The 25,745-nt window shown below is 49.3% G+C and carries 16 protein-coding genes and 1 tRNA gene; 15 read left to right on the top strand and 2 right to left on the bottom strand.

All coding sequences use genetic code 11. The annotated features are described in order from the left end of the window. Positions 1–267: 267 nt before the first annotated feature. The 11 genes from NW747_RS08685 (at position 268) to NW747_RS08635 (ending at position 18,968) form a co-directional block, all read left to right on the top strand. The gene (locus NW747_RS08685; RefSeq protein ID WP_273186882.1) at positions 268–7,380 is read left to right on the top strand and encodes a YadA-like family protein; all 7,113 of its coding nucleotides are present in this window, start codon (positions 268–270) and stop codon (positions 7,378–7,380) included. A 29-nt stretch (positions 7,381–7,409) separates the two neighbouring features. After that, positions 7,410–7,631, top strand: coding sequence for a helix-turn-helix domain-containing protein (locus tag NW747_RS08680; RefSeq protein ID WP_273186879.1), 222 nt, complete (start codon positions 7,410–7,412; stop codon positions 7,629–7,631). A gap of 257 nt (positions 7,632–7,888) precedes the next feature. Continuing rightward, on the top strand, positions 7,889–8,137 hold the full coding sequence (locus NW747_RS08675) for a hypothetical protein (protein ID WP_273186876.1): 249 nt from the start codon (positions 7,889–7,891) through the stop codon (positions 8,135–8,137). A gap of 50 nt (positions 8,138–8,187) precedes the next feature. Then, entirely contained in the window at positions 8,188–9,042 is an 855-nt protein-coding gene (locus tag NW747_RS08670) for a MerR family transcriptional regulator (RefSeq protein ID WP_273186873.1), read from the top strand. A 324-nt stretch (positions 9,043–9,366) separates the two neighbouring features. Beyond that, positions 9,367–9,921, top strand: coding sequence for a signal peptidase I (lepB, locus tag NW747_RS08665; RefSeq protein ID WP_008858985.1), 555 nt, complete (start codon positions 9,367–9,369; stop codon positions 9,919–9,921). Between the two features lie 1,411 nt (positions 9,922–11,332). Beyond that, positions 11,333–11,409 (top strand) — tRNA-Pro (locus NW747_RS08660). A gap of 60 nt (positions 11,410–11,469) precedes the next feature. Next, entirely contained in the window at positions 11,470–12,333 is an 864-nt protein-coding gene (htpX, locus tag NW747_RS08655; RefSeq protein ID WP_008858986.1) for a zinc metalloprotease HtpX, read from the top strand. Positions 12,334–12,356: 23 nt separating this feature from the next. After that, positions 12,357–12,767, top strand: a complete 411-nt coding sequence (gene ndk / locus NW747_RS08650; protein WP_187368047.1) for a nucleoside-diphosphate kinase — start codon at positions 12,357–12,359, stop codon at positions 12,765–12,767. A gap of 10 nt (positions 12,768–12,777) precedes the next feature. Then, positions 12,778–13,281 carry a cob(I)yrinic acid a,c-diamide adenosyltransferase gene (locus NW747_RS08645; RefSeq protein WP_273186868.1) on the top strand — a complete coding sequence of 168 codons (504 nt, stop codon included), beginning with the start codon at positions 12,778–12,780 and terminating at the stop codon, positions 13,279–13,281. Between the two features lie 929 nt (positions 13,282–14,210). Continuing rightward, a complete protein-coding gene (locus NW747_RS08640; protein WP_273186865.1) occupies positions 14,211–16,619 on the top strand; it encodes a U32 family peptidase in 2,409 nt (802 codons plus the stop codon). Next, entirely contained in the window at positions 16,620–18,968 is a 2,349-nt protein-coding gene (locus NW747_RS08635) for an endonuclease MutS2 (RefSeq protein ID WP_273186862.1), read from the top strand. Positions 18,969–19,361: 393 nt separating this feature from the next. Here NW747_RS08635 and NW747_RS08630 read toward each other — a convergent pair whose 3' ends face one another. After that, positions 19,362–20,654 carry an IS110 family RNA-guided transposase gene (locus NW747_RS08630; protein WP_273186860.1) on the bottom strand — a complete coding sequence of 431 codons (1,293 nt, stop codon included), beginning with the start codon at positions 20,652–20,654 and terminating at the stop codon, positions 19,362–19,364. A gap of 314 nt (positions 20,655–20,968) precedes the next feature. Continuing rightward, on the bottom strand, positions 20,969–21,073 hold the full coding sequence (locus tag NW747_RS08625; RefSeq protein ID WP_273188284.1) for a hypothetical protein: 105 nt from the start codon (positions 21,071–21,073) through the stop codon (positions 20,969–20,971). A 283-nt stretch (positions 21,074–21,356) separates the two neighbouring features. Here NW747_RS08625 and NW747_RS08620 point away from each other — a divergent pair, with 283 nt between their 5' ends. The 4 genes from NW747_RS08620 to NW747_RS08605 all read left to right on the top strand — a co-directional run bounded on the left by NW747_RS08620 (position 21,357) and on the right by NW747_RS08605 (position 25,650). Continuing rightward, entirely contained in the window at positions 21,357–21,767 is a 411-nt protein-coding gene (locus NW747_RS08620; RefSeq protein WP_273186857.1) for a hypothetical protein, read from the top strand. Positions 21,768–22,800: 1,033 nt separating this feature from the next. Beyond that, a complete protein-coding gene (locus NW747_RS08615) occupies positions 22,801–23,178 on the top strand; it encodes a hypothetical protein (protein ID WP_008859151.1) in 378 nt (125 codons plus the stop codon). A gap of 22 nt (positions 23,179–23,200) precedes the next feature. Beyond that, positions 23,201–24,034, top strand: a complete 834-nt coding sequence (locus tag NW747_RS08610; protein ID WP_273186855.1) for a DegV family protein — start codon at positions 23,201–23,203, stop codon at positions 24,032–24,034. Between the two features lie 14 nt (positions 24,035–24,048). Further along, entirely contained in the window at positions 24,049–25,650 is a 1,602-nt protein-coding gene (locus NW747_RS08605) for a DAK2 domain-containing protein (protein ID WP_273097383.1), read from the top strand. Positions 25,651–25,745 lie beyond the last annotated feature (95 nt).

The raw sequence follows: 25,745 nt of genomic DNA, 5'->3' as shown, positions 1-25,745 counted from the left end.
AGTTTATCAAGGGAGGGCTTTAAAATCTGAAAAGGCTTATGAGCTGATAGTATGAATTGTTGGTGCAATATGAGGTAATTGCATAGATGATATATTGTATCAACAATAATTTGACGTAAATTTACCGTATTTATTAGTTTAGGATTCTTATTCATATTTTGATAGGCAATTTGACCTTACTGCCACATCAGGCCCTATTCTAAGAAAAATGAATCTAATCTACACATTAGATTCGAAGTTTTTTTAGAATAAAGGAGACAGGGTCACATGAACAAAATCTATAAGGTCATGTACAGTAAAGTGAAGCAATGCGCCGTCGTTGTTTCTGAAATCGCCAAGAGCCACGGCCGCCATACAAAGAGCAGCGTAGCCAAGAGCAGTGCCGCCCTGACGGCAGCTGTGTTGCTGGCCTTGGGAGCTTTCTCGTTTGTAGGGATGCCCTCAGTCCAGGCTGCAGACAGTTTATTCAGCAACGACTATGTAGGAACGAACTATAAAAAAGATAATGGCTCGTCCTATTCAGCAAGTGAAACTAAGAACTATCATGGCGCCGGTGCAGAAGGAGTAGGTTCAAGTACACTTGGCATGAATGCAATAGCCGGTAAAAATACCATCACCATAGGTGACCGCGATGCCTCTGCGGCAACGGAAAGTGTATATATTGGCGCAAAATATGATGCCAATAACCAGGTCCATCCAAGTTCGGGCAAATCAGTAGTTTCGGTAGGCTATGGTTCGGATGCAGCAGGTACTGGCTCTATTGCTATCGGTTCTGGAGCTTCAGCAGATACTTTTGACAATGCCGGCTCCGGCACGAATCCCGATAAAGCCAGCCAGTCCATTGCCATCGGCAATAATGCTGTAGCTAAACAGAACAACATTGCCATCGGCGCCGGATCAGTAGCTACTGCTACGGCTTCAACGGCTGACGCATACTTGACAGGTCAGGCGGCAGTATCTTCTTATGTATCCGTAGGTGGTGGTACTGTTACGACAACCGATCCTAAGACGCAAGAAACGACTAATACGACTACGCTGCGCCGGATCACTAACGTTGCCGACGGTGCCACTGCTTCGGATGTCGCTACGGTCGGTCAGCCGCAGGCTTTGTCTGATAAGGTCGGCGTATACGATGCAGGTTTTGGCATCGAGATTGACTCCGATAAAGATAATAAAACGAACACCATCAGCCTGAACCGCAACCTGGGGAAAGATTATGATACTACTGATAATGTAAATCTGAAGAACGATGCAGCTGGTACTTCGCTGATTCTTGGCGGGCGCGTTGAAAAAAGCAGTCTTACAGGCGGACAGTCGGTAACAGGTGATTATGGTGCATTGGGCAGGGATTCCGTCACTGTCGGTGGTGTCGATAACACCGTTGAAACGTCGGGCGATGCTGCTGTCGTTGTTGGAGGTGTATACAATAAAGCTTCGGGAAAAATGTCTACTGTAGTTGGTGGTTCTGCTAACGATGCCATTGGTAACGAATCTGCTGTCTTTGGCGGGCAGGACAACGATGCTTATGAAAACTACGCGACCATCAGTGGTGGCAGCTGGAATAAAGCCTATGGTAATGCATCGTCCATCTTTGGTGGCTCAGTCAATGACGTTTCAGGGAAATCATCGGTAGCTGTAGGTGGCTATGGTTCTCATGTTTACGGTGATGTTTCTGTAGGGATTGCCGGTGGTTCCACCAATGCCGATCATGCCTTAGCAGCTGGCAACGAAGCGACCGTCACAGTAAATAATGGCACGGCCATCGGCTATCAGGCTACGGCCAATAAGGAAGGTACAGTTGCCTTCGGCCATGACAAGGGCGATGTATACTACACTTCCACCTGGCCTCAAAAAGCAACTGAAAAAGATGGGAAATACTATGATGCCCAAAATAAGGAAATCACAAAAGATCAGTATGAAGCGTTGAGAAATGCTGACCTTACGTTCAATGATTACAGTCAGAAACCGAAAGTTACGGAAAATAAATACGACGTAGCTGCCTACAACCGTCTCGTCAAAGTCGCCGATGGTGTGGATGACCATGATGTCGTCGTCATGGAACAGCTGAAGAATGCTAAAAATGATTTGAAGGTTAATGCTGGCTGGGGCATCAAAGTTAATGATGTCACGACAAAAAATGCTGATGACACGAAAACTACGATGAAAAACGTCATCAGCCTGAACCGCAACCTGGGGACGAACTATGGAAATCCGTGGAAAGGTGAAGGGAAAGTCACTTTTGAAGCAGGTGGAGAAAATTCGCTGATTCTTGGTGGGGCTGCATCCATATTGCAATCTAACGTAAATGATAATGTCAAGGCCGGGGCATATGGCAAAGATTCTGTTCTTGTAGGCGGCTTTAATAACCTTATTGAAACGAATAAGATCCAATCAGGAGAAGATGCTGTCATCGTTGGCGGTGATACTAATAAAGTTACAGGTTTAAGGTCTGTTATTATCGGCGGCTATCAAAATAATGTATCTGGCGGCCATTCTATTGTAATCGGTGGTGCATCGAACGAAACAGATGGTGGAGGAGCTGGAGTATTTGGCGGACAGTTGAATAAAGCCGCCGGTGGGTACAGTTCTGTCTTAGGCGGCGACCATAATGAAGCCGACGGAGTCTGGTCCAGTGCCATAGGAGGTACAACGAATACGGCCTCGGGATTGTATGCCACCACTTTAGGCGGAAAAAATAATGATGCGAAAGGGAAAGAATCTGTTGTCGTTGGCGGCGGTCAGAATGTTGCCATAGGAGAGGATAGTACAGTCAATGGCGGGGCTGATAATACCAGCTATGGAATTTCCTCTTATGCTGCTGGCGGTATGAAAAATATGGCCTTTGGCAATGCTTCAGTTGCCTTAGGTGGTCAGGATTCTAGTGTAAATGGCAAAGCTTCGACTGGAATCGCTGGAGGTTCTACTGGTGAGAATGCGATATTCACCCTGGCTGCCGGTTATCAATCTGTAGTTGCTGATAGTGGTGTGGAATGGCGTCCTATCACACAGGATGAAGCAGATAAAATCATTCAAGGAATAAACTCCTGGCCTGGCTACAGTGGAGTTACGGATTGGGGTGATGGTTCTCCTGATTCTAAGGTTAAGGTTTTGGACCGGATTTCAACAGCTGTCGGTTATCAGTCCACTGCCGATGCGCCGGGAGTCATAGCTTTTGGCCATGATAAGGGAGATGTAGCTTCCGTAGCAAAAAAATGGAAACAGAAAGCCACTATGGAAGTTGACGATAATTATTCAGTAAAATATTACGATGCAAACCATAAGGAAATTTCAGCTGATGATTATTATAAGCTAGCCAATGCAGATGGGACGTGGAACGATTACACTCAGGATCCTATTGGAACAGAAAATACAACGTATCAGTCTGCTTACTACAATCGTCTCGTCAAAGCTGCAGACGGCATTGATGCCCATGATGCCGTGGTCATGAAACAGCTGAAACCGTATACCAAATCGGACGCATCTAACGTTGGCGCTAATCTGAAGACCTACACCGTCGGCGATGATGGAGAAACCATTACAGAAGCCGATGCGACAGAAGACCAGAAGAAAGCCAATAAAGACGCCTGGGGTAAGGCTCTTGGTGCAGATCCATTCACTGCAGGCACGACCGCTGCTGCTACGAATGCTTCTACTTCCGACCAGCTGGTAACGGGCAAGACGCTGTACAACTATGATGCGCCGGTTGCAGAAACTGGCAAGAATTTGAATTATGTGTCGGCAAACAATACGACTGGCCAGAACCTGAGTGCTCTCGATGCACAGGTCAAAGCCAATGCAGATAAGGGCCTGAAATTTGCAGCTAATTCTGGGGCCGAATATACGGCTAAGCTGGGCAGCACGGTGAAGATTCAGGGCATTGAAAAGAAAGAGGGCCATGAATACACGGCTGATAATCTGACTACGGAGATCGATGGAAAAGGCAACATCACCATCCTCATGGATAAGAATGTGTCTGCCGAGAAGATTGCTGTAAACGGCAAGGATGGCAAAGAAGGTGCTCCTGGTACTCCCGGCAGCATCGGCATCAGTGGCCAGGACGGCCAGTCCAGTGTTGGCATTGACGGTAAGGATGGCATCTCCATCAAGGGCAGAGACGGCAAGGATGGCGTTACCATGAAAGCTGTCGATGGTGAAAAGGGTACAGAAGGCCACATCGGCCTGACAGGCCCTGCTGGCACCAATGGAATAAAAGGTGCAGATGGACAGCCGGGAACTTCCATTGATATCACCGTCCAGAATGGCTATGACGAAGCTGGAAAAGATGGCAAAGATGGAATCAATGGCAAGAACGGTGTCGATGGAACGAGCCTGACCCGTATCGTCTATGAAGACAAGAATGGTAAACATCAGGTAGCTACCATGGAAGATGGTATGAAATATGCTGGTGATGATGCCCAGAACGATACAACGAAAGTCATTGCCAAGAAGCTGAACAACACTCTTGATATCATCGGCGGTGCAGACAGCAAGAACTTGACGGAAGGCAACATCGGCGTCAACAGCACGACGGATGGCCAACTGAAAGTCCAGCTGGCAAAAGACCTGAAGGGCATCACGTCCATCAGCAATCAGACGACGACTAAGGATGGTGACAAGGACGTAACCACCGGTGCTAAGATCACCCTTGGTGCTGACGGCAATGTCGATGTCAACGATGGCAAGATCACCAAGGTAGGCAGTGGCATCGAAAAAGATGCTACTGGTAACATCACAGAAGCAAGCAAGACGAATGCTGCCAACATCGGCGATGTCCAGACCATTGCAGAAAGTACCGCTACAAGTTTGACAGGCAAGGGACTGAAATTCGCAGCTAATTCTGGGGCCGAATATACGGCTAAGCTGGGCAGCACGGTGAAGATTCAGGGCATTGAAAAGAAAGAGGGCCATGAATACACGGCTGATAATCTGACTACGGAGATCGATGGAAAAGGCAACATCACCATCCTCATGGATAAGAATGTGTCTGCCGAGAAGATTGCTGTAAACGGCAAGGATGGCAAAGAAGGTGCTCCTGGTACTCCCGGCAGCATCGGCATCAGTGGCCAGGACGGCCAGTCCAGTGTTGGCATTGACGGTAAGGATGGCATCTCCATCAAGGGCAGAGACGGCAAGGATGGCGTTACCATGAAAGCTGTCGATGGTGAAAAGGGTACAGAAGGCCACATCGGCCTGACAGGCCCTGCTGGCACCAATGGAATAAAAGGTGCAGATGGACAGCCGGGAACTTCCATTGATATCACTGTCAAGAACGGCTATAATGGAGCAAATGGTGTCAACGGTAAAAATGGTGTGGATGGAACGAGCCTGACCCGTATCGTTTACACAGATGGTGCCGGTGAACACCAGGTAGCTACCATGGAAGACGGCCTGAAGTTCAAGGGTGATGATGGAACAGAAATTGCCAAGAAGCTGAACAACACCATGGAAATTATCGGTGGTGCAGACAGCACGAAACTGACTGACAAGAACATCGGTGTCAATAGTGATGGCGACAAGCTGAAAGTCCAATTGTCTAAGGATTTGACAGGAATGAACAGCACCACCTATACAACCACAACTGGCGAAGGAGAATCGGCAACGACTTCTACGACAGTAGTGAATGGTAATGGTCTGACGATTACGGACGGCCCAAGTATTACCAACAAAGGTATTGATGGTGGCAAAAAAGTCATTACTAATGTAGGCAGTGGCATTGAAAAGGATACAAATGGCAAATATACCGTTACAGACCAGAACAAGGGCAATGCCGCCAACATCGGCGACGTCCAGAATATGGTCAACGATGCCAAGAAGGATTTGACAGATGGCGCTAATGGCTTGAATAACAAAGCCAACATCGACGCATCCAACATCGGGGCTAACCTGAAAAATGCAGAAGACCGGAAGGCTAATGCTGAAAAGTGGGGCAGTGCTATCGGTACCGGTGAAATCAAAGCTGATGATGGTCGGATGGTAACAGGCAAGACCGTCTATGATGAAGTCCGTCCGACGGAAGATGGCAGCTATGTGAAGAAAAATCAGACCACCGGCGAAAATCTGTCGGCTCTCGATAGCAAGATTGGCAAACTGGATGAAACGAAAAAGTACAATTACATTGATTCAGGTAAAGATGTTTCCATTTCGAATAATCTGACCAAACTGGATACGCAGGTCAAGGATAATGCCGATGCTATTACAAACATCAATCAGTCAATCAGTACGCTTGATCAGAATGCCGTGAAATATGATGATTCCAGCAAGTCAAAAATCAGCCTGGGAGGTGAAGGCGGCACCACCATCACAAATGTCAAGGCTGGTGTTCTGAGCGAAAACAGCTCGGATGCTGTCAACGGCGGTCAGCTCTGGCAGGTAGATCAGAAGGTTGATACGAACACGACGAACATCACTAAGAATGCTGGCGACATCACGAATCTGAAGAATCTGTCCAATATTACAGATGCCGGTAAGACGGTCATCAAGAATTTGTCGAAGGATGCTGTTCAGGTTAAGGCTGGCGACCGTATCAAGGTGGATGAAACTACGGATGACAAGGGGAACAAGACCTATACGATTTCTGCTAATAACAACGGTACTGTTGAAAAAGATGATGGCAACCTGATTTCCGGTGGTACGCTTTACAATGAAGTCCGTCCGACAGAAGATGGAAACTATGTGAAGAAAGACAAGACTGCCGGTCAGAATCTGTCCGCTTTGGATTCCGCTCTTAAGACCACCAGCGACCTCATCCACACGAATACCGCCGGCGATACCATCCAGATTGGCGGCAACAGCACGGCTACGAAGATTGATGTTAATGGCAAGGATGGCAAAGGCCGCGTTATTACCGGTGTTGTCACCGATGCCACTGACCCCACCAGCGCTGCTAATGTGGGCTATGTGAACGGCGTCACCGCTGCCAATACCCAGCAGATTTACCGGGATATGAACAATGCTTACGGCAGGCTGAACAATAATATCAATAAGGCCGCAGCCGGAAGCAACGCTTTGGCCGCTCTCCATCCGCTGGACTATGATCCCGACGACAAGGCCGACTTTGCTGTAGGCTATGGTCATTACCGCAATGCCAATGCCGCCGCTGTAGGTGCCTTCTATCATCCCAATGAAAATACCATGGTGAACGTAGGCGTTTCCCTGGGTAACGGAGATCCCGGCTTCAATGCAGGCGTTTCCTTCAAGGTAGGACGCGGCGGCGCAGGACGCGAGGCCATGTCCAGGACAGAAATGGCAAAAGTCATCAACCGTCAGTCTAAGGAAATCGATGCCCTGAAGAAGGACAATGCAGACAAGGATAAACGTATCGATGCTCTGGAGCAGAAAATGGCGGAAATCCTGGCTAAGCTGGATAAAAACGGAAAATAGAGCAATCGATGGAAAAGGATGTGATGTCTATGAAAAATGCTGATGCTGTTTGGCCAGAGCGGCTGAAATTCCTTCGAAAATCCAATAATCTGTCACAGACCGATGTGGCCGGTGTGCTTCACTGCAGCCAGGCTGCCTATGGTATGTATGAGCTGGGCAAGAGAAAAATATCGGCAGATAAGCTGCTGATACTGGCACAGTACTACCATGTGTCCGTTGATTATCTGTTAGGACTTCGGGATGAAGTGTGATTAAAAAAGCAGTGCAGATTCATGATCTGCACTGCTTTTTTATTATGGTTGAAGGATTTAGTGCATATGATAGAAACATCATTATTTTAGAATTTGTCGAAAAATCATTCTACTAATAAAGTAAATATTTTGTTAAAATCAGGAAGAATTAATCTATTAAACCAAAACGTTTATTGACCTTTAGGCTAAATATGGTTTATGATAGATATAATAAGTAAGTAAAGTATGGGAGGTTTTAAAGTATGGGAGGTTTATAAATGCTTTATCAAAATCCGGAAATGGGTTCCATAGCTCCTGTGTACGTTTCCAGTGGACAATTAGAGGAAATGTATGCGGGGGGGGGAACTGTCAGAAAACATTTTGATTCATCTGAAGCAGTCTGTTTTAAAATTGGTCATATTTTCATGGCTTTATGGAAATATATGTACGCTCTGCATCCTTTGAAAATAGGTTTCCAGCAGGAAGACGGGGTATTCATTTCTTTTAGAAGGATTGCAATGAGCTGACAAGACCAGCTTTGAGGTGTTTACGACAGCATTGCTGCTTGGAGGGAATCTTGAAAAATAACAGACTGTTAATCGGGCAGATGGCCAGATTGAATCACACTACCCTTGCTACACTTCGTCATTATGACAAAGTGGGTATCCTTTCTCCTGTTTATGTAAATCCGGAAACGGGATATCGCTATTATGATGTTCAGCAGTGTCTGGCATTTCATATTATACAGCATCATAAAGCACTCAATATGAGCTTGAAAGAGACAAAAGAAATATTGAGACTGAATGACTATTGTTTTCTCGAACAGATATACAAAAAGAAGCTAGATGAGGTGAATCAGGCGCTGGCTGAATTTGAATTTCGGAAAGAGGAGCTGGAGCGGATGATGAAATGGGCTGACCATTTCTGCCACCGCCCGCCCAATGGATTCATTCAGATGGGCTTTATTACAGCCGAATATGTATATGAAAAAAAGGCAGTTAGAAATTATGTGCTTGAAGATATAGGCAGTGTCATTTATGATGCATCCTCCATTGAAGGACAGTTGATAAAGAGTGGATTTACAGAGGGATATCTGAATTATCCATTTGTCACACTGAGTCTGGATGATATCAAACATCAGCGGTACCGGACAGAAAAACTGGGAATCATTGTACAGGGAAAAAATAGAGAAATCGCTGGAGCAGAACAGCTTCCCAGCAGTACAAGCGTTTTTGTTTACTTTGAAGACTTCAGCAAACTTCGCACCTATGCGGAACAGATCATCGCTTTCTGCCATGCCCATAATTATACCCCTGCCGGCGATATGATATGCCGTATTATGGGAGTTCTGCACCTGGATGATTTCAAGAAGACTACAGAAGTTTTCCGTCTGTCCATTCCGGTGGAGGCAGGAAATACCATTCAAGTCTGAGGGATGTAAATGGCAGGAGGAAGGATAGAGGCAAAGGTCCTTCCTGCATGAGGGTATCTAAAGGAAATCACTGAAAGGGACTGTGAAAAAATGGAAATCATTTCTTCACAGCCCTTTTTTACATGAAAATTTTCTGATGGCAAGACGCCTGCCCATGCACTCTCTCTAGCGGGAAAAGGAAGAAAGGGGCATTCCGAAGACTCATGTTTCTTGCATCTGCAGCCCGCGGATTTTGTAGGAAAAACTGGCGGAAAGAGGAGTGATGTTGTACAATGAAACATGCGCAGAGGGATTTTACATTTTCAGATAGATGAAGGAGAGTTTATGCACGAAGTTTTAGATTGGGTCTATTCTATTGTGGTGGCCCTGTTTCTGGCCATGCTGATTCACATTTTTTTGTTTGTACCCACCAAGGTGTCCGGTGAATCTATGTATCCCACCCTCACCAACGGGGAATATCTTATTGTTTCGAAAATCAGTCATGTCCTTAGAGAAATGCCGAATTACGGGGATATCGTCATTATCGACAGCCGGACACACAGGGAGCGTTCCTGGATGGATGATCTGGATGAACCGATGAAGAATTATATTGCCATTTTCGACAAATCTTCCCAGGGTCATAATGTATGGGTCAAACGGGTCATCGGCAAAGGCGGCGATAAGCTGGAGTTTAAGAACGGCCATGTGTATCGCAATGGCAGCGAGCTGGATGAGCCTTATATCAATGAACCTATGGAATTTTCCATGGATGGCTCCTATACGGTTCCCGAGGGCATGGTGTTTGTGATGGGGGACAACCGCAACCACAGCTCCGACAGCCGGTTTATCGGCCCTGTGCCGGTGGACCATGTGCTGGGCAAAGTGGTATTTCAATTCTGATCAAAAAGCTTCCTGAGAAATCGGGAAGCTTTTTTGATGCGCCCACAGAACTTACAAAAGGCAAGCCCCTTTGGGGCTTGAAGGTTGACGGCCCTTCGGGCCGAAGGTTCTTAAGGGGCTTAAGTTTGACAGCGGCTATGCCGCTGAGGGTTGTTGTAGGGCGCCTCTAAATTATAGAAGGCGCCCTCTTATAATAAAACCTTTACAACCGCCCTGCGGGCGTCGGAAATGCATCCCCCTTTGGTGGCTGTCGCCACCACCTTGCCCGGTGGGAAGCATGTCACTGGATTCGCGGGTCGCCTACAGCTCCCCTATGAATCCAGTTCCTTTGCCACCCCCTCTTCGAGGGGGCACTATGGATGCTTAGCAATGGAGCCATGTCTCTGCAGGAAAGCATAGAGCGATTTATTCTGTCCCCCGGATGGGGTGGCAAGGGAACACGATTCGTAAGGAAGCAAAGCGACCTGAGAATCGTGTGACACGCTTTCCCGTGGATGCACAGCGAACATGATTTGAAGGAGCACTAGCGACGCACAAATCATAGTGAGTCGTTTTACCTTTAGGTGGAAGTCCGGCGCAGCCGGATAAGGGGGAGCCGCGTAGCGGCTAATCACCAGAATGCCAATCAAGCCCTATGACACTGAAAGTAAATCCCGTAACGCTCTTGCGTCCCCTTTAGGGGAAGAGGGCCACGAAGTGGCGAAGGGTGTGCAAGCGAACTGGATTCATAGGGGAGCCCCGCGACCCGCGAATCCAGTGAGACGCCATCCAGCGAAGTCGGTGTGGACGAGGGGAAGAATGATTATGATACTCGATGTGGACGTGACCGCCGAAAGGCGGCATTATAAAACTCATTGCCCCCTAAAGGGTTCGCTGTGCATCGCTTCGATCGGGGGGGCCGTCGATTGGCGGTCAGGACCGCGATGGAGCATCCTATCGGTGTTCTGCCCCGTACACCCTTTCCCGCTTCGCGGGACTTCCCCTCAAGGGGAAACGAGAAAATAGGTGGCACTGGATATTGTGTCACATATGACACAGACAGCCAATCCCGTAACGCCTCTTGCGTCCCCTTTAGGGGAAGAGGGCCACGAAGTGGCGAAGGGGTGGACGGTGGTAAGAATGATTATGATACTCGATGTGGACGTGACCGCCGAAAGGCGGCATTATAATACTCATTGCCCTACGGGCAATCCACAACCCTCGGCCTGAAAGGCCGTCAAACTTAAGAACCCTTGGGCCCGAAAGGGCCCATCAATCCTAAGAACCTTTTTCCACAACCCTTCTACACAACCTGCGGCGTCAGCCGCCATTATTTCCTATTTTCCTATTTTTCCTATTTTCCAAATAGAAATGTAAAATTCCCCTTGACAAATCTCTCTTCATTGTGTATCCTATTACTTGTAACCGATGTCGGGACGTAGCTCAGTTTGGTAGAGCGCTACCTTGGGGTGGTAGAGGTCGCATGTTCGAATCATGTCGTTCCGACCACTTTTTTTATTTTAACATATTCATAAATTTCTATTTATTGCGTAAAGTGAGGTCTTTTCTTTGAACAGAGTCAAATCGGTGATGCTGCTGACACTGCTCAGCGTGATTCTCATGGCAATCGGCGGTGTCGTGGGCGGCAGGAGTGGTGCTTTCACCATGCTTCTTATTTCATTCGCCATGAATTTCTATACTTACTGGAACTGCGATAAAATGGCGCTCCGCGCCTATAATGCCCAGCCTTTGTCGGAGTCCGATGTGCCGGAGCTGTACCAGCTGGTGCGGGAGCTGACGGAGAAGGCCCATATGCCCATGCCCAGGCTCTATGTGATTCCTACGGATGTGCCCAATGCTTTTGCTACGGGCCGGAATGAAAATCATGCGGCTGTAGCTGTGACAGAAGGGATTCTTTCCATGCTGGACCGGGATGAGCTGGCAGGAGTTTTAAGTCATGAGTTGTCACATATCCGTCATCGTGATACACTGATAATGACGCTGGCTGCATCTATTGCTACAGCCATCAGCTACATTGCCAATATTGCCCAGTGGGCTGCCATTTTCGGTGGCGGCCGGGATGAGGAGGGGAGAAGTGCAAACCCCATCGCTCTTCTGGTGACCATCGTGGTGGCTCCGCTGGCGGCGACTCTGATCCAGCTGGCTTTGTCAAGGTCCCGGGAATTCATGGCTGACGCTTCGGGCGCTGAGATTTCCGGTAAACCTCTGGCGCTGGCCAATGCGCTTCTGAAGCTGGATGCCTATGCCCATCATAAGGTAATGGCTGATGCGAAACCGGCTACCAGCGGGCTTTTCATTATTAACCCGCTGGCCGGTGTCGGCGGAATGGCAAATCTGTTTTCAACGCATCCTTCTACGGAGGAGCGGGTGGAAAAGCTGCGTGAGATCGCAGCACAAATGCATTCTTATTAAGGAGGGTCATATTTATGGCTGACATTCAGAAAACTCTTGTACTTGTAAAACCGGACGGCGTGAAGAAACACATCTGCGGCGAAGTGATTTCCCGTTTCGAAAGAAAGGGCCTTTCCATTCACGCAATCAAAATGATCAATGTTCCTGTAGAACTGGCTGAAGAACATTATGCTGAACATAAGGGCAAAGGCTTCTTCAAGGCTCTCATCGATTTCATCACTTCCGGTCCTGTACTGGCTATGGTTATCGAAGGTGAAAATGCAGTAGCAGCAGTTCGCCAGATCAACGGCGCTACTAACCCGCTGGAAGCTGTACCCGGCTCCATCCGCGGTGATTTCGCTACTTCCATCGATGAAAACGTAGTTCACGCTTCCGATGCTCCGGAAACAGCAGCAAGAGAAATTGCTCTCTGGTTCCCTGAATTGAAGAAATAAGGTGATTGTCATGGCAAAGGTATATACACGTACAGGTGATAAGGGACAGACCAGCCTCTATACCAATCAGAGGGTATCGAAAGGCAGTCTTCGCGTTGAAGCTTATGGTACAGTGGACGAAGCGGACTCCGTTCTGGGAATGGCCCGCGCTTTTGCGGCTCATGACAATGTGAAGGAAACGATTTACAAGCTCCAGAAGGAACTGTGGCTTCTGATGGCTGATGTGGCCAGCCTGGGCCAGGAACCGAACATTACACCGGAACATGTGACCAACCTGGAACACATCATCGACCAGTATACTGAATCCCTGGCACCTCTGGACCATTTCCTGGTGCCCGGAGCTACAAAGGGCTCCAGCTTCCTGGATGTGGCCAGATCCGTGGTACGCCGTGCTGAAAGATGTATGTGGCGTCTGGCAGAAGCAGAAGATGTACATGATGTGGATATCCGCTATCTGAACCGTCTCTCTGACCTCTGCTTCACTCTGGCCCGCTATGAAGCGGAAGTGAAATAATCGATTCCTGATTTGGAAGGAGATATTCAAGGCGTTGAATACCTCCTTCTTTTATTTTATAATTTTATGGAAAGGATACGCGATGTGATGGTTGACGGCCCGATGGGCCGAAGGTTCTTAAGGGGCTTAAGTTTGACGCGCCTCTGGCGTGCACAGCGAACATGATTTGAAGGAGCAAAGCGACGCACAAATCATAGTGAGTCGTTTCCCCTTTAGGGGCGAGGGTTGTTGTAGGGCGCCTATGAATTGATAGAAGGCGCCAGTTTGTATAAAACCATACAACCGCCCTTCGGGCGGGGAAATGCATCCCCCTTTGGTGGCTGGCGCCATATGGACAAGCCCCTGTGGGGCTTGAAGGTTCAGGCGCCTCTCGGCGCCCGGGTTCTATCGTTCGTGTGCTGCGCACCGAACGATGGGTTCGGCCCACAGAGCGGGCTGGTTCAGAGGGGAGTTTTATATGCCGCTGCCCGGGGCAGCGAAAACCTTTACAACCGCCCTGCGGGCGTCGGAAATGCATGCCCCCTTTGGTGGCTGGCGCCACCAACTTCTCCCCGCGGAGCGGTGGGACAATAAAGCTCTGCAAAGCAGTCCTTTCATAAGCGGCTCACAGCATAACGGAGCTTTATAGTGCCCCCGCTTGCGGGGGAAAGGTGGTGCCGTAAGGCACCAAAGGGGGGAAAGCCACCGGAGGTGGCTGATTACCGTAATGCTTTTCATGTCATATGACACAGAAAAGCAAATCCCGTAACGCTGACTTTATAAGCATTGCCCGAAGGGCAATCCGCAACCCTCGGGGCCAAAGGCCCCGTCAAACTTAAGAACCCTCCGGCCGTCAGGCCGGTCCATTCTAAGAACCTTTTTCTCTGAACCAGCCTGCCGAAGGCCGGTCTAACTTAAGAACCCTTTTTATCATACACAGGAGGAATACCATGGAATTACTGGCACCGGCAGGATCGCCGGAACATTTGAGAGCAGCCCTGGATGCAGGGGCTGATGCGGTCTATCTGGGCGGCAAACTTTTCAGCGCCCGCCGGTTTGCCGGTAATTTTTCCAATGAGGAGCTCAAGGAGGCGGTACGGGAGGCCCATCTCCATGGGGCCTGTGTCTATGTGACGCTGAATACCCTCATTGGCGATGTGGAAATGAAGGATTTACGGGACTATCTTTCTTTCCTCGATACCATCAAGCTGGACGGGCTTCTGGTGCAGGATCTGGGAGTGGCGGCCCTGGCCCGCAGGCTGGCGCCTTCCATTCCTCTTCATGCTTCCACCCAGATGACTATTTCAAATCTGGATGGCGCCCTGTTCATGAAGTCCCTGGGATTCCAGAGGGTGGTGCTGTCCCGGGAGCTGTCCCTTCCGGAAATTAAAAACATTGTGGATAAATCGGGCGTGGAAATCGAAGTTTTTGTCCACGGGGCGCTGTGCGTGTGCTATTCCGGCCAGTGTCTCATGAGTTCTTTTATGGGCGGCCGCAGCGGCAACCGCGGTGCCTGCGCCCAGCCCTGCCGCATGCCTTACCATCTGGTGGATGAAAAGGGTCAGGCGCTGAACCATAGGGGAAATTATATTTTAAGCCTGAAGGATATGCTGGGCATGGAGCGGATTTCCGATTTCCTCTCCGCCGGCGTATCGTCCCTCAAGGTGGAAGGCCGTATGAAGAGCGTGGAGTATGTGTATAACACCGTATCCGCTTACCGCCGGGCCATTGATGAGGCGGAGCGCGGGAGAAAGACGGATACGGCGCCTCTGGTGAATATATTGAAAGAGGAGTTCAACCGCGGCTATGCTTCTTCCTATCTGGATGACCACATCGGCAGTCATATGATGACAGCCCTGGCGCCGGGCAACCACGGCGTGGATGCTGGAAAGGCGGAGTCCGTCAAAGGCAGCTTTTTCAGCTTCCGCAGCGGGGGAGACTTTTCCCGGGCTGTGGGGGTTTCCTATGAAACGAACCACCAGACCATGGCCTTTGTGCCGGTGAAAGATGTACGGCGGGAAGGGGAGGGCCGTTTCTCCGTCCGCTTTACGGAAAGACCGAGGGATGGGGGCCAGGTGTACTTTGTGGTGGAAGGAGAAAAACACTCCACCGCCATGAAGGATGTGAAGGGAAAGATACCTCTGTCCCTTTCCTTTAAAGCGGTTCCCGGCGAGCCCCTTGTCCTTACTGCATGGGACCAGGAGGACCACAAGGTGAGCCTTTCGTCTGAATATATTGCGGAAAAGGCCAATTCCCGGGTGACTGCGGAAGAGGACATAGAAAAGCAGCTGGGCCGTCTGGGAAATACCTGGTTCACTCTGAAAGAAGCGTTTATCAGGAATAAAGGATGCATGGTGCCGAAGAGCCTTTTGAACCATATGAGGCAGGAGGCGGTGGAACAACTGTCCGTCCTGCGGGAAAAGGACCATGAAAGGGACATCCCAAAGCAGGGGAAGGTTACCTTTTCTCCCCTTATTTCTGCGCCCCTTCCCGAGGAAAAGCCCCATGCAGTGCTGCGCACAGTTTCCCTGGACCAGGTGGAGGAAGGGCTGGCCCTGGGTGTTTCCCATTTCATCTTCGGCGGAGAAACATACGACCATTCCTCTGTGAGGGTAGAGGAATATAAAAAAGCCCTGTCCCTGGTAAAGGAAAAGGGCGGCATCATGATTTTTGCCCTGCCCAGGGTGGTGCGGGAGAAGAACAGGGAGAAGGAAAACCGCCTGCTGACCCGTCTGGCCGCCCTTTCTCCCGACGCCATGATGGCGGAGTATCCTGGTGTTCTGAAGGTCTGGCAGGAAGAGGGATGGACGATTCCTCTTCTGGCAGGCACTTCCTTTAACCTTTTCAACGGGGAAGCGGTGAAAGAAATCGAAGGCTTTGGCATGAAGGGCGCCATGGTGTCGGAGGAGGCCACCATGCCCCAGATCCGGGACATGGTGAAAATGGCGTCCATCCCTCTGTCTGCCCTTGTATATGGCCGTACGGAAATGATGGTTTCCGAGTACTGCGTCATTAACAGCGTTATGGGGGACAAAGACAAGAACCACTGCCCTCAGTACTGCAGGAAAGGCTCCTATTTCCTGGAAGACGGAAAGGGAGGCCGGTTCCCTGTGAAGACCGATGAATGGTGCCATATGCATATCTTAAATTCCCATGTACTGGATATGGCGCCCTATTTGAATGAATTAAAGCGCACAGGCCTTACCGGCTTCGTGCTGGATATGAGAGCGGAAAAAGACCAGGCCCCTGTGATTTCCGAATATATGGATATCCTTGGCGGCATAAGACAAGCACCTTCTCCCTCTTCCCAAAAGGAGAAGGAAATCACCCGGGGGCACTTTTTCAGAGGAGTATTATAAATGGAAAAAGACATACTGGAAATACTGGAATTTGATAAAATCAGGGACAGGCTTGCCGAGTTGGCACCATCGGTGCTGTCGAAGAAAAGGGCCCTTTCGCTCACTCCCTCCTATGTGCCGGAAGTGGTGGAGAAAAGCCTGCAGGAAACAGACGAAGCATCGGTGCTTCTGGAAAAGGAAATCACTACGCCCCTGGGGGAAACCCATGATATTCCGGGCCTTTTGAAGAAAGCAGAAAAGGGCAGCATTCTCACGGCAAGAGAGTTCCTCGATCTGGCCAATTCCCTGGACACCTACAAGAAAATGCATCACTATTTCGAAGGAGAGCGCCATCTGCAGTACCCGGCGCTGGAAGAAATTTCCTCCCTTATCGTGCCCCAGGAAAGCCTGATTTCCCATATTTACCGGGTCTTTGACGAGCACGGAGAGGTGAAGGACCAGGCCTCCTTGAAACTGTACCGCATCCGCACCCAGAAGGAAACGGTGAAGTCAAGAATCCGCCGTTCCTTCCAGCATATCCTTCAGGATAAGGACATGGCGCCCTACCTGCAGGATGCCATTATCACCCAGAGAAACGGCCGCTACGTGGTGCCGGTGAAGGAAGAATACCGCTATAAATTCAGCGGCATCGTCCACGACCGCTCATCCACAGGCCAGACCCTTTTCATGGAACCCATGGCTTCCGTGGAACTGAATAACGATCTGGCGGAAATGACGGCGGCGGAAAAGCAGGAAATCCAGGACATCTTGCAGAACCTGACAGACGAGGTGAAGAAGACGGTAGAAGTGACGGAAAATAACTGCCGCCTGGCTACGGATATGGAATTTATCTTCGCCAGGGCCAGACTGGCTCTTTCCATGAAAGCGGTCAAGGCCCGCCACTCCGAAGGAGTGCTGGACCTTCGTAAGGCCCGCCATCCTTTAATCCCTGATGACAAGGTGGTGCCTGTGTCCATGACCCTGGGCAAAACATTCCGCATCCTCGTCATCACAGGCTCCAACGCCGGCGGCAAAACCATTGCCATCAAGACCGCGGGACTTCTATCCCTTATGAACCAAGCGGGCCTCTTCATTCCGGCGGAAGAAGGGTCCATGCTCCCCGTGTATGAACATATCTATGCCATCATCGGCGATGAACAGAGCATCCAGGATAACCTCTCCACCTTTTCCAGCTACATTACACAGCTCGTTTCCTTCCTTCCATCGGCAGGACCAAAGGATCTGGTGCTGCTGGACGAACTGGGCTCCGGCACGGATCCTGTGGAAGGCGCTGCCCTGGCCCAGTCCGTTACGGAATACCTCCAGATGGAAGGGGCGCCGGCCATCATTACCTCCCATTTCAGTGAAATGAAGAAACTGGCCTATGAAACGAAGGGAATCGAAAACGCTTTCGTGGAATTCGACGAAAAGACCCTGGCTCCTACCTACCGCCTCATTATCGGGGTTGCAGGAAACAGCAACGCCTTTAACATCTGCCGCCGCTTCGGCATGCCCGATATGATTCTGGGAAGGGCCATCCAGCTCAAAAACGAATCGCCCCTCCATAACATGGAAGAAGTCATGGAACGCCTCAACCAGCAGAGCCGGGACCTGAACAAAGAAAAGGACCGGGTGGACAAAACCCTGCATCAGGCGGAAGAACTGAAAAACTCTCTGGAAGACGCCAGAGACGAATTTTACCGGCGGAAAGACTCCATCCTTGAAAAGGCAAGAGAAGAAGCGGAAAATATGAAACGGGACCTCCGGGTGCAGTCGGAAACCATTATCAAAGATTTGAAGAAAAACGCCGCCGCTTTGAATAAAAACAAACTGGGCGACAAGATTTCCGACATCCGCGGCCGGATCGACGGCCTTGCTGTGCCGGGCAGAGAAAACAGGAGAGACCCCCTTCCCCAAGACAAGATCCGGAAGGGGACCTACGTGTACATCGACACCATAGACAGCGAAGGCACCATTGTTTCCGTCAGCAGAAACCAGGTATCTGTCCAGTGCGGCCTCATCCAGGTCAAAGTCACCCCGGACCACCTCTTCAAAGCCAAAAAGCCAAAGAAACAGGAGAAAATCCTGCCCTATGCCCATAAAAAGACAATGACCCGCTCCGTGGCCCAGGTGCATACAGAACTGAACATTATAGGGAAAACAGTGGACGAAGCCATCCCCGAAGTAGACCGCTTCCTCAACGACTGCTTCATGGCCGGCATCTCTCCGGTACGTATCATCCACGGCAAAGGCACCGGAAGCCTTCGAAGAGGCGTGCAGGACTATCTCAGAACATTAAACTTCGTCACCGACTTCCACGAAGCTGACCCCACCAACGGAGGCGCCGGCGTGACGGAAGTGTACTTCTGAGATTTTGGACAAGCCCCTTTTGGGGCTTGAGAGTTCAAGAGGTCCAGAGTGTTCAAAGGGGAGGCGGGAAGAAATTGAGGCAGCACCGGTCATTGGATGGCCCCTTGACTCTGTCATTCTGAACGCAGTGAAGAATCTCGGTACGTGGCAAATATGAAGCCATAGGAATTCATGCGGGGGCCTGGTACCTGAAGTACACTTCCCGCCGACTGGTATTTTACGAGAGATGATTCACTACCGGCGTATACCGAGATCCTTCGCTTTGCTCAGTATTCTGGTCATAGGTCAAGTCTTTTTTTTGAAGAAATTTATTATTTTTTCTTAAAAAAGTGTAACCTTAACACACCACCGGGTAAATTGATTTTTTCGAATATATTCCGGCGTTCGATCTTTCTATTCCAACGTTACCATTACTTTGTTATCGGAATACAGCTGATGTTTATCCAGTAATGTAAAGATCAGCCGGACGATCTTTCGAGCAACGAGATTGAGTGCGGCCCTGTATGGAAATAGGGTCTTACGACTGCGAATACGTTCATATGCCTCGCGATATTTAGCGCTGTAGTTTATGATCTGTCCTGTAGCTAAGAGCACATAATAGCGGAGATACACATCACCGGCTTTTGACAGATGCTTAACCGGGCTTTCTGATTGACCGGATTGCTTTCCTCTCCAGGTTAATCCTATGTATTTAGCTAGGGCATCATCGGTTTTGAACCGCTTGATATCGCCAATTTCCGCTAGGAGCCCTCCGGCTATGACTGGTCCGACGCCGTCGATTGACAGCAGGATCTGATATGAGTCGCTTGAAAAACTTTTGGCCATTGTCTCAATGGACTTGTCCAATTTCTTTATTGCAGCCTCAAGAGAGTGTATAATGAAAAAGGACACGGATAATCCCGAAGTCAGTGGCTCATAAACCCTTTTGTCCAACCGATAGGAATTGCGGGCTGCCTTCTTCACTTTTTCGACGACATCTAAAGGATGGGAAAATCTTCCGTGTCCTTTTTCTGTGATGAAATTGAGCAGTTCCTCATCGGACAGACTGAGGATTTCATCAGGGCCCTGAAAGGTTGTCAGCAGCTCCTGGCAGGTGGTGGTCCATACATTACAAAAGGGATTCTCTCCTGTCATAAGTCCGCTGCATTCAAGGTAGATGCTGTTTCCGGTCGAGTTCTTCACTATTCCCATGAGTTTGGCGATGCGGAATCTCAAACGTGTAAGTACCCGCAAGCCAAGCAGTTCTGGCCCTTTCCAAGGGCGTGACCGGATTTTGTTGGAACGCGCATAATCGGCAATAACCATGGCATCGACATAGTCGTCTTTCCCTACATCCGTAAAAGTTTTCTTGTAAGCATGAATCTCTTTGGGATTAACGGAATAGACGATGGCTGGGATGTGTCCGTTAAAATGTGCAACGGACAGAAATGTTGCCAGGTGAAAAGAATAAACCGAAGTAGCCTCTAACGCAATGACAACCTGTATGACATCAGGATAGAATTTCAAGAAGTCACTGACTTTTTCGACAATTCCTACAGATCCAGCAGGAGTGTTAGGAGCGGAAAAACGCAGATGCGCGTGCCCAGGATGGTCCTCAGGGGAAAAAGGCATCGCATGCACAACGTTCTCTTTCATCGAAACGTCTATACCAACAAACAAAGAATGGAGTAATTCATATTGTTTCATAATCGCACCTCCTTCCTGGCAACATTCATGAAATAGGAGAAGGAATCCTGATCTCAAACTCCCTCTAAAATCTCGTTAATAGGCAATCACCCGTGGAGGTAAATCGTTTACTGGAAGAAGCTCCGCCCGGGGCCGCAAATTCTGAAGTAGGCAGAATGGGAGAAAGAGCCAGGCGAGAATACTGAGCTGGCGGTAGAACCGCAGGATGACTTGGTCGTCTTCTGAGCTATTCCATGTTACTTTCATCGTAGCACCAGGATTCCCTACCCATCAAGATGGGCAATGGAAGTATTTGACTTCATGCCCTACACATACTATACGAGGATGACTGAACCATTGATGACCGGGATATCATAAACCATGTCTTTCCCTGCGACGACACTGGCATCATCAAAATCAAATCCCTGGGCTGGGTAGATGCATCCGATTCTTGGAAAACTGTGGGATCTGATGCCCAGAGGGCGGCTCCGGCCTTCACAGCCGGAGGACAGTTATCTTTTCCTGACGGGAAAGAACCGGAAGAAATGAATGGTCATTGGCTTCCGGGCTTTTCTTTTGACTTGTTCACAGGAAGTGGCCAAAAAGGTAAAGTATTGGAAGGGCTCATATCTTACCTTACAGGATTTGTCGGGGACCGGAAGAAGGTTTTACATTATAATATGAATATAATCTTTTTGATTTCATAAAAAGGTGGTGCGGAAAATGGGCGCGTATAGGTTTGAGTATGAGGCGGACTGGAAGATTTTCCGAAAACTGGTGACCCCATGGATTGAACGGTATTTCCAGGAGAAGAATGAGTCTTATATCCGCATGCTCCGGAGTGAAGGCAGGGCCAGGGATAAATGGTGGAAGCTGAAGGATTTGATGAAAAATGATATCAAAGTGATTGAGTCTGGTACGGATATGAGTCGGAGCTGCCTCATTGATGACCTTTCCATCCTGGCGGCTAACGGCATTATCACGGTGGATGAATTGGAAAAATTTACGCCTAAAATGCAGGATCAGGTTATCCGTTTTCTGGGCCGTCTGAAGGAAGATTCTCCAGGCGGACGGTTGGTCAATGAATGGAACAGGAGGTATGGAGAGAAGAGGGTAAAGGTTACAATAGACTGAGATTAGGGGGCAGAATCGGCTGACTGCTATCTGCTGACTGATTGTGACTATAGCGGGCGCTGCATCGGCATTTCGACGAAAGTGAAACGGAGTGGAGAAATCTTCCTGGGGAATGGGGCTGTTGGCTGACCCGTGTTCTTTAGTGGGCCAGTGAGTTGGTGGGCGCCTGTGGCGCAATCGGGACCGGGATCAAGGCCGCTCCCTTTAACCTTGATTCCTACCGCTTGCCGGGGTGGAGGGAGGCAGCTGTGAATTCAGCTGTAATCGGCGGAATCGGGGCGGTGCTTTCCAGTATTCCCGCAGGGGTCTGTGTCTTTATGGACAAGCCCCTTGGGGCTTGAAGGTTGACGGCCCGATGGGCTGCGGGTACTTAAGGGACTGAAGTTTGACTTGCCTCTGGCGCGAGGCTGATGGGCGCCTCTAAATCATAGAAGGCGCCAGTATAATAAAACCTTCAAAACCCTCTTCAATTTTTTAAGACCGCCCACTATCGCTGAAAGGCAGCATTATAATACCCATCGACCGCAGGGCGATATCACCAACCTCTGAACCCTATGAACCTTCATGTGCGCATTCTGCATAGAATGCGCAAGTCGGTCGAAGTTGGCCCTTAGCCTGCCTATAAAAGGGCCTTCCTATTGTCGGTTGACCGTTCGTAGGCGTGTCCAATGGCGGAGCCCTGAGGATAGGTCAGAAAAATGGCAGGAAAACTTTTAAAACCACATCATGCCCCCTTCAGGGCCTCGGATTTTTACGAAAATCCTGCTATCCTCATTTGCCTGCGGTGCCAGCCGCCACCTTTTTTTATCTGCGGCGAAGTCGCCACCACGACCCTTAGGGCCGAAGGCCTCGTCAAACTTATGAACCGACCGCCAAAGGCCGGTCCATCTTAAGAACCTTTCCCGCTGAACTTTTTGCGGAAAACCTTCGTAATACATATATTTCATTTATTTTACATAAAAACTTGACCAAAAGTGCTGAGGGCGATATAGTTAAATATAGTGGATAAATATGTAGAATTACAGGAGATACTATGTTTAACTTACCCGATAAATATGTAGAAATTGATGGATTCAGGATTCCTGCGGATAAGGCGGAAGAGTACAAGCGTATCCGTGACAGGATGATTAAAGAGGCGGAAAAGTTCTTTCGCACTTTCTGCGAAGTGGTGAAGCGCGAGAAGCTGGTGGATCTTTTGGGAGAAGGCATTGTGGGTTATTCTTCTACCGGGGAAATGCTGGCCAGAATTTCGCTGGATCCTTTCGAATTGTCTGCCATGAATGTGGCTCTGCAGCGTAAGAAGATCAAGGAATACATGCTGGCTACCAATGGCTATGATGACGATGATTACAAGCAGCTTTTGAAAGAGTTTGATGAAAGAAAAGCTGAAAGAAAAGCAAAAAAACAATAATAACAGGAAGGACTGTTAGCCAATGATTCAGCTAGTTGTAGACAGTACGGCCGCTGTTCCGAAGGATTTCCTGGAGCAGCACGATAATGTTCATGTGATTCCTCTTTTTATCTCGGTGAAGGGGGAATATGTGCCGGAAAATGAGGCCACCATTGAACAGGTGATTGAGTATTCCGAAAGTACGAAGAAGGCGGTTCCTACCAGCCAGCCCAGCACCGGTGATTTCCTTAAGTTGTTTGAGTCTCTCCCCAAAGAGGATCCGGTCATTGTTATCTGCATCACTTCCGGCGTCAGCGGCACCTATAATGGCGCCGTTCTTGCGGCGCGCCAGTCGGGACGGAAGCAGATTGCCGTCATTAATTCCCGTACCACTGCTGTGGGCATGATGGAAGTGCTGGAAGATGGACTGGATATGATCGCCAGAGGTCTTTCTTTTGAGGAAATAAGCAAAGGTCTCCAGGAGTCCGCTTCTTTGATGCGGACTACTTTTACCGTGCCTACCCTGGATTATCTCCGGAGGGGTGGCCGCGTAGGGAAGGCTGCCGGCCTGATAGGCAGCATTTTGAAAATCAAGCCGGTTATTTTCCTGAATGACAATAATGAAGTAGATGTGCTTGCCAAGGTGCGCACCGAAAAGAAGGCTGCCGCCGCCATGATCGATTATCTCCACAAGAATTCACCCTGCCGTCGCATCGGCATTGTTCATATTGAAAATGAAGAAGGTGGCAGGGCGCTGCAGAAAAGGATTCAGGAAGAATATCCGGATATCCAGGTCACTCTTTCTACCGGTACACCTGTCTTGGCATCTTATCTGGGACCGGGACTGACGGGAATTATCTTTGAAAGTGCCAAATGATGGGGGAAATAAATATGTATAATACAATAGATGGGATCTGTTTCAAGAATATGCTGACAGGAGCTTACCAGCTTTTCCAGCAGAAATATGAAATTATCAACCAGCTCAATGTATTCCCTGTACCTGACGGGGATACGGGAAATAATATGCTGAATACACTGAAGTCCATGTACAGCATGATTGCAGAAGAAAAAGCGGAACAGCCGGTGGGGATTCTGGCCGAAAAGGCGGCTGCCGGCGCCATCATGGGGGCCAGAGGAAATTCCGGAGTTATCCTGTCCCAGATCATCCACGGCATCAGCCGGGGTCTCCATGGAAAGAAAACGGCTTCCTGCGGACAGATGAGCAAGGCCTTCCAGTACGGTATCCTCTATGCCTACCGGGCTGTTACGAAACCGGTGGAAGGAACCATCCTTTCTGTAGCCCGGGGCATTGCCAAGGGAACCAGGGAAGTGATCCGCACAGAAACGGATTTCAGTAAAATTTTAGAAGCTTCTATCCGCTGCGGCAATGAGGCTCTGGCTAAAACACCGGAACAGCTGCAGATTCTGAAAGATGCCAACGTAGTTGATGCCGGCGGGCAGGGTCTTATTTTCTTCCTCATGGGATGCCTGAACGGCCTTACCGGCAAGGTGGAAGAAATCAAGGTGGATGTGAAACCGGTCATCAGCCGGCTGGAAGCGAAAGGTGAATCTTTCTCCATCGAATATCCTTACTGCACGGAATTCATTATCAGCCCCTGCAAGGTGAAGGCAAAGGAAGTCAGAAAGAAACTGTCCTCCTGGGGCGAATCCATGATCGTGGCAGAAGGGGACAACCTGGTGAAGGTTCACATTCATGCCCAGCGTCCGGGCCATGTGCTGGATATGGCGGCAGACTGGGGTACCCTTCACGATATCAAGTGCGACAACATGGTGGACCAGTTCCATAAGAACAAGGAAAAACAGCAGAAGATGGCTAAAAAGCCTCTGGGCATTCTCACTGTCGTATCCGGCGACGGCTGGACAGACCTCTTTAAAAAACTGGGTGCCGATGTGGTATCGGGCGGTCAGTCTATGAATCCCTCAGTACAGGAACTGAGCAGCGGCATGGACAACGGGCAGTATGAAAAATACATCATTCTCCCCAATAACAAAAATATTATCCTGGCAGCCCAGCAGCTCCAGAAAATGCTGGGTGAAAAAGTCCACATCGTTCCTTCTACCAACCCCATGGAAGGGCTGGCAGCAGCCATGGCTTTCTCTGAAGACAACACGCTGGAAGAAAACCTGGCAGCCATGAAGGAACGGATGGGGGATATTGCTACCGCCATGATTACCACGGCCGTAAGAGACAGCATCGTAGGGGAAACGGTAATCCACAAGGATGATTTCATGGGCATCATGAAAAACCATGAAGTCATTGCAGAAAAGGATTTCACCAAATGCTTCCTGGACGTACTGTCCCACCTCATTACAGAAGATACGGAAATCGTAACCGTCTACTCCGGAAAAGATCTTTCCGAGGAAGATTGCCTCAAAGAAATCGACAAGGCAGAAAAGAAATACCCTGACGTTACCTTTGAAACCTATCAGGGGGGACAGCCGCTGTATCCCATGTTTATTTCCGCTGAATAATGTGAAAAAAAACGCCCTCCGGGGCGTTTTTTGTGGGCTGGCGGCTTATGGACACGCCCCAAAGGGGCTTGTCCATAAGCCGCCACCACAACCCT

The sequence above is a fragment of the Dialister succinatiphilus genome (genome assembly GCF_928721695.1).
Classification (GTDB): Bacteria; Bacillota; Negativicutes; order Veillonellales; family Dialisteraceae; genus Dialister; species Dialister succinatiphilus.
Note: the sequence above shows the minus strand (reverse complement) of the source record. Positions and strands in the feature narration are given on the sequence as shown.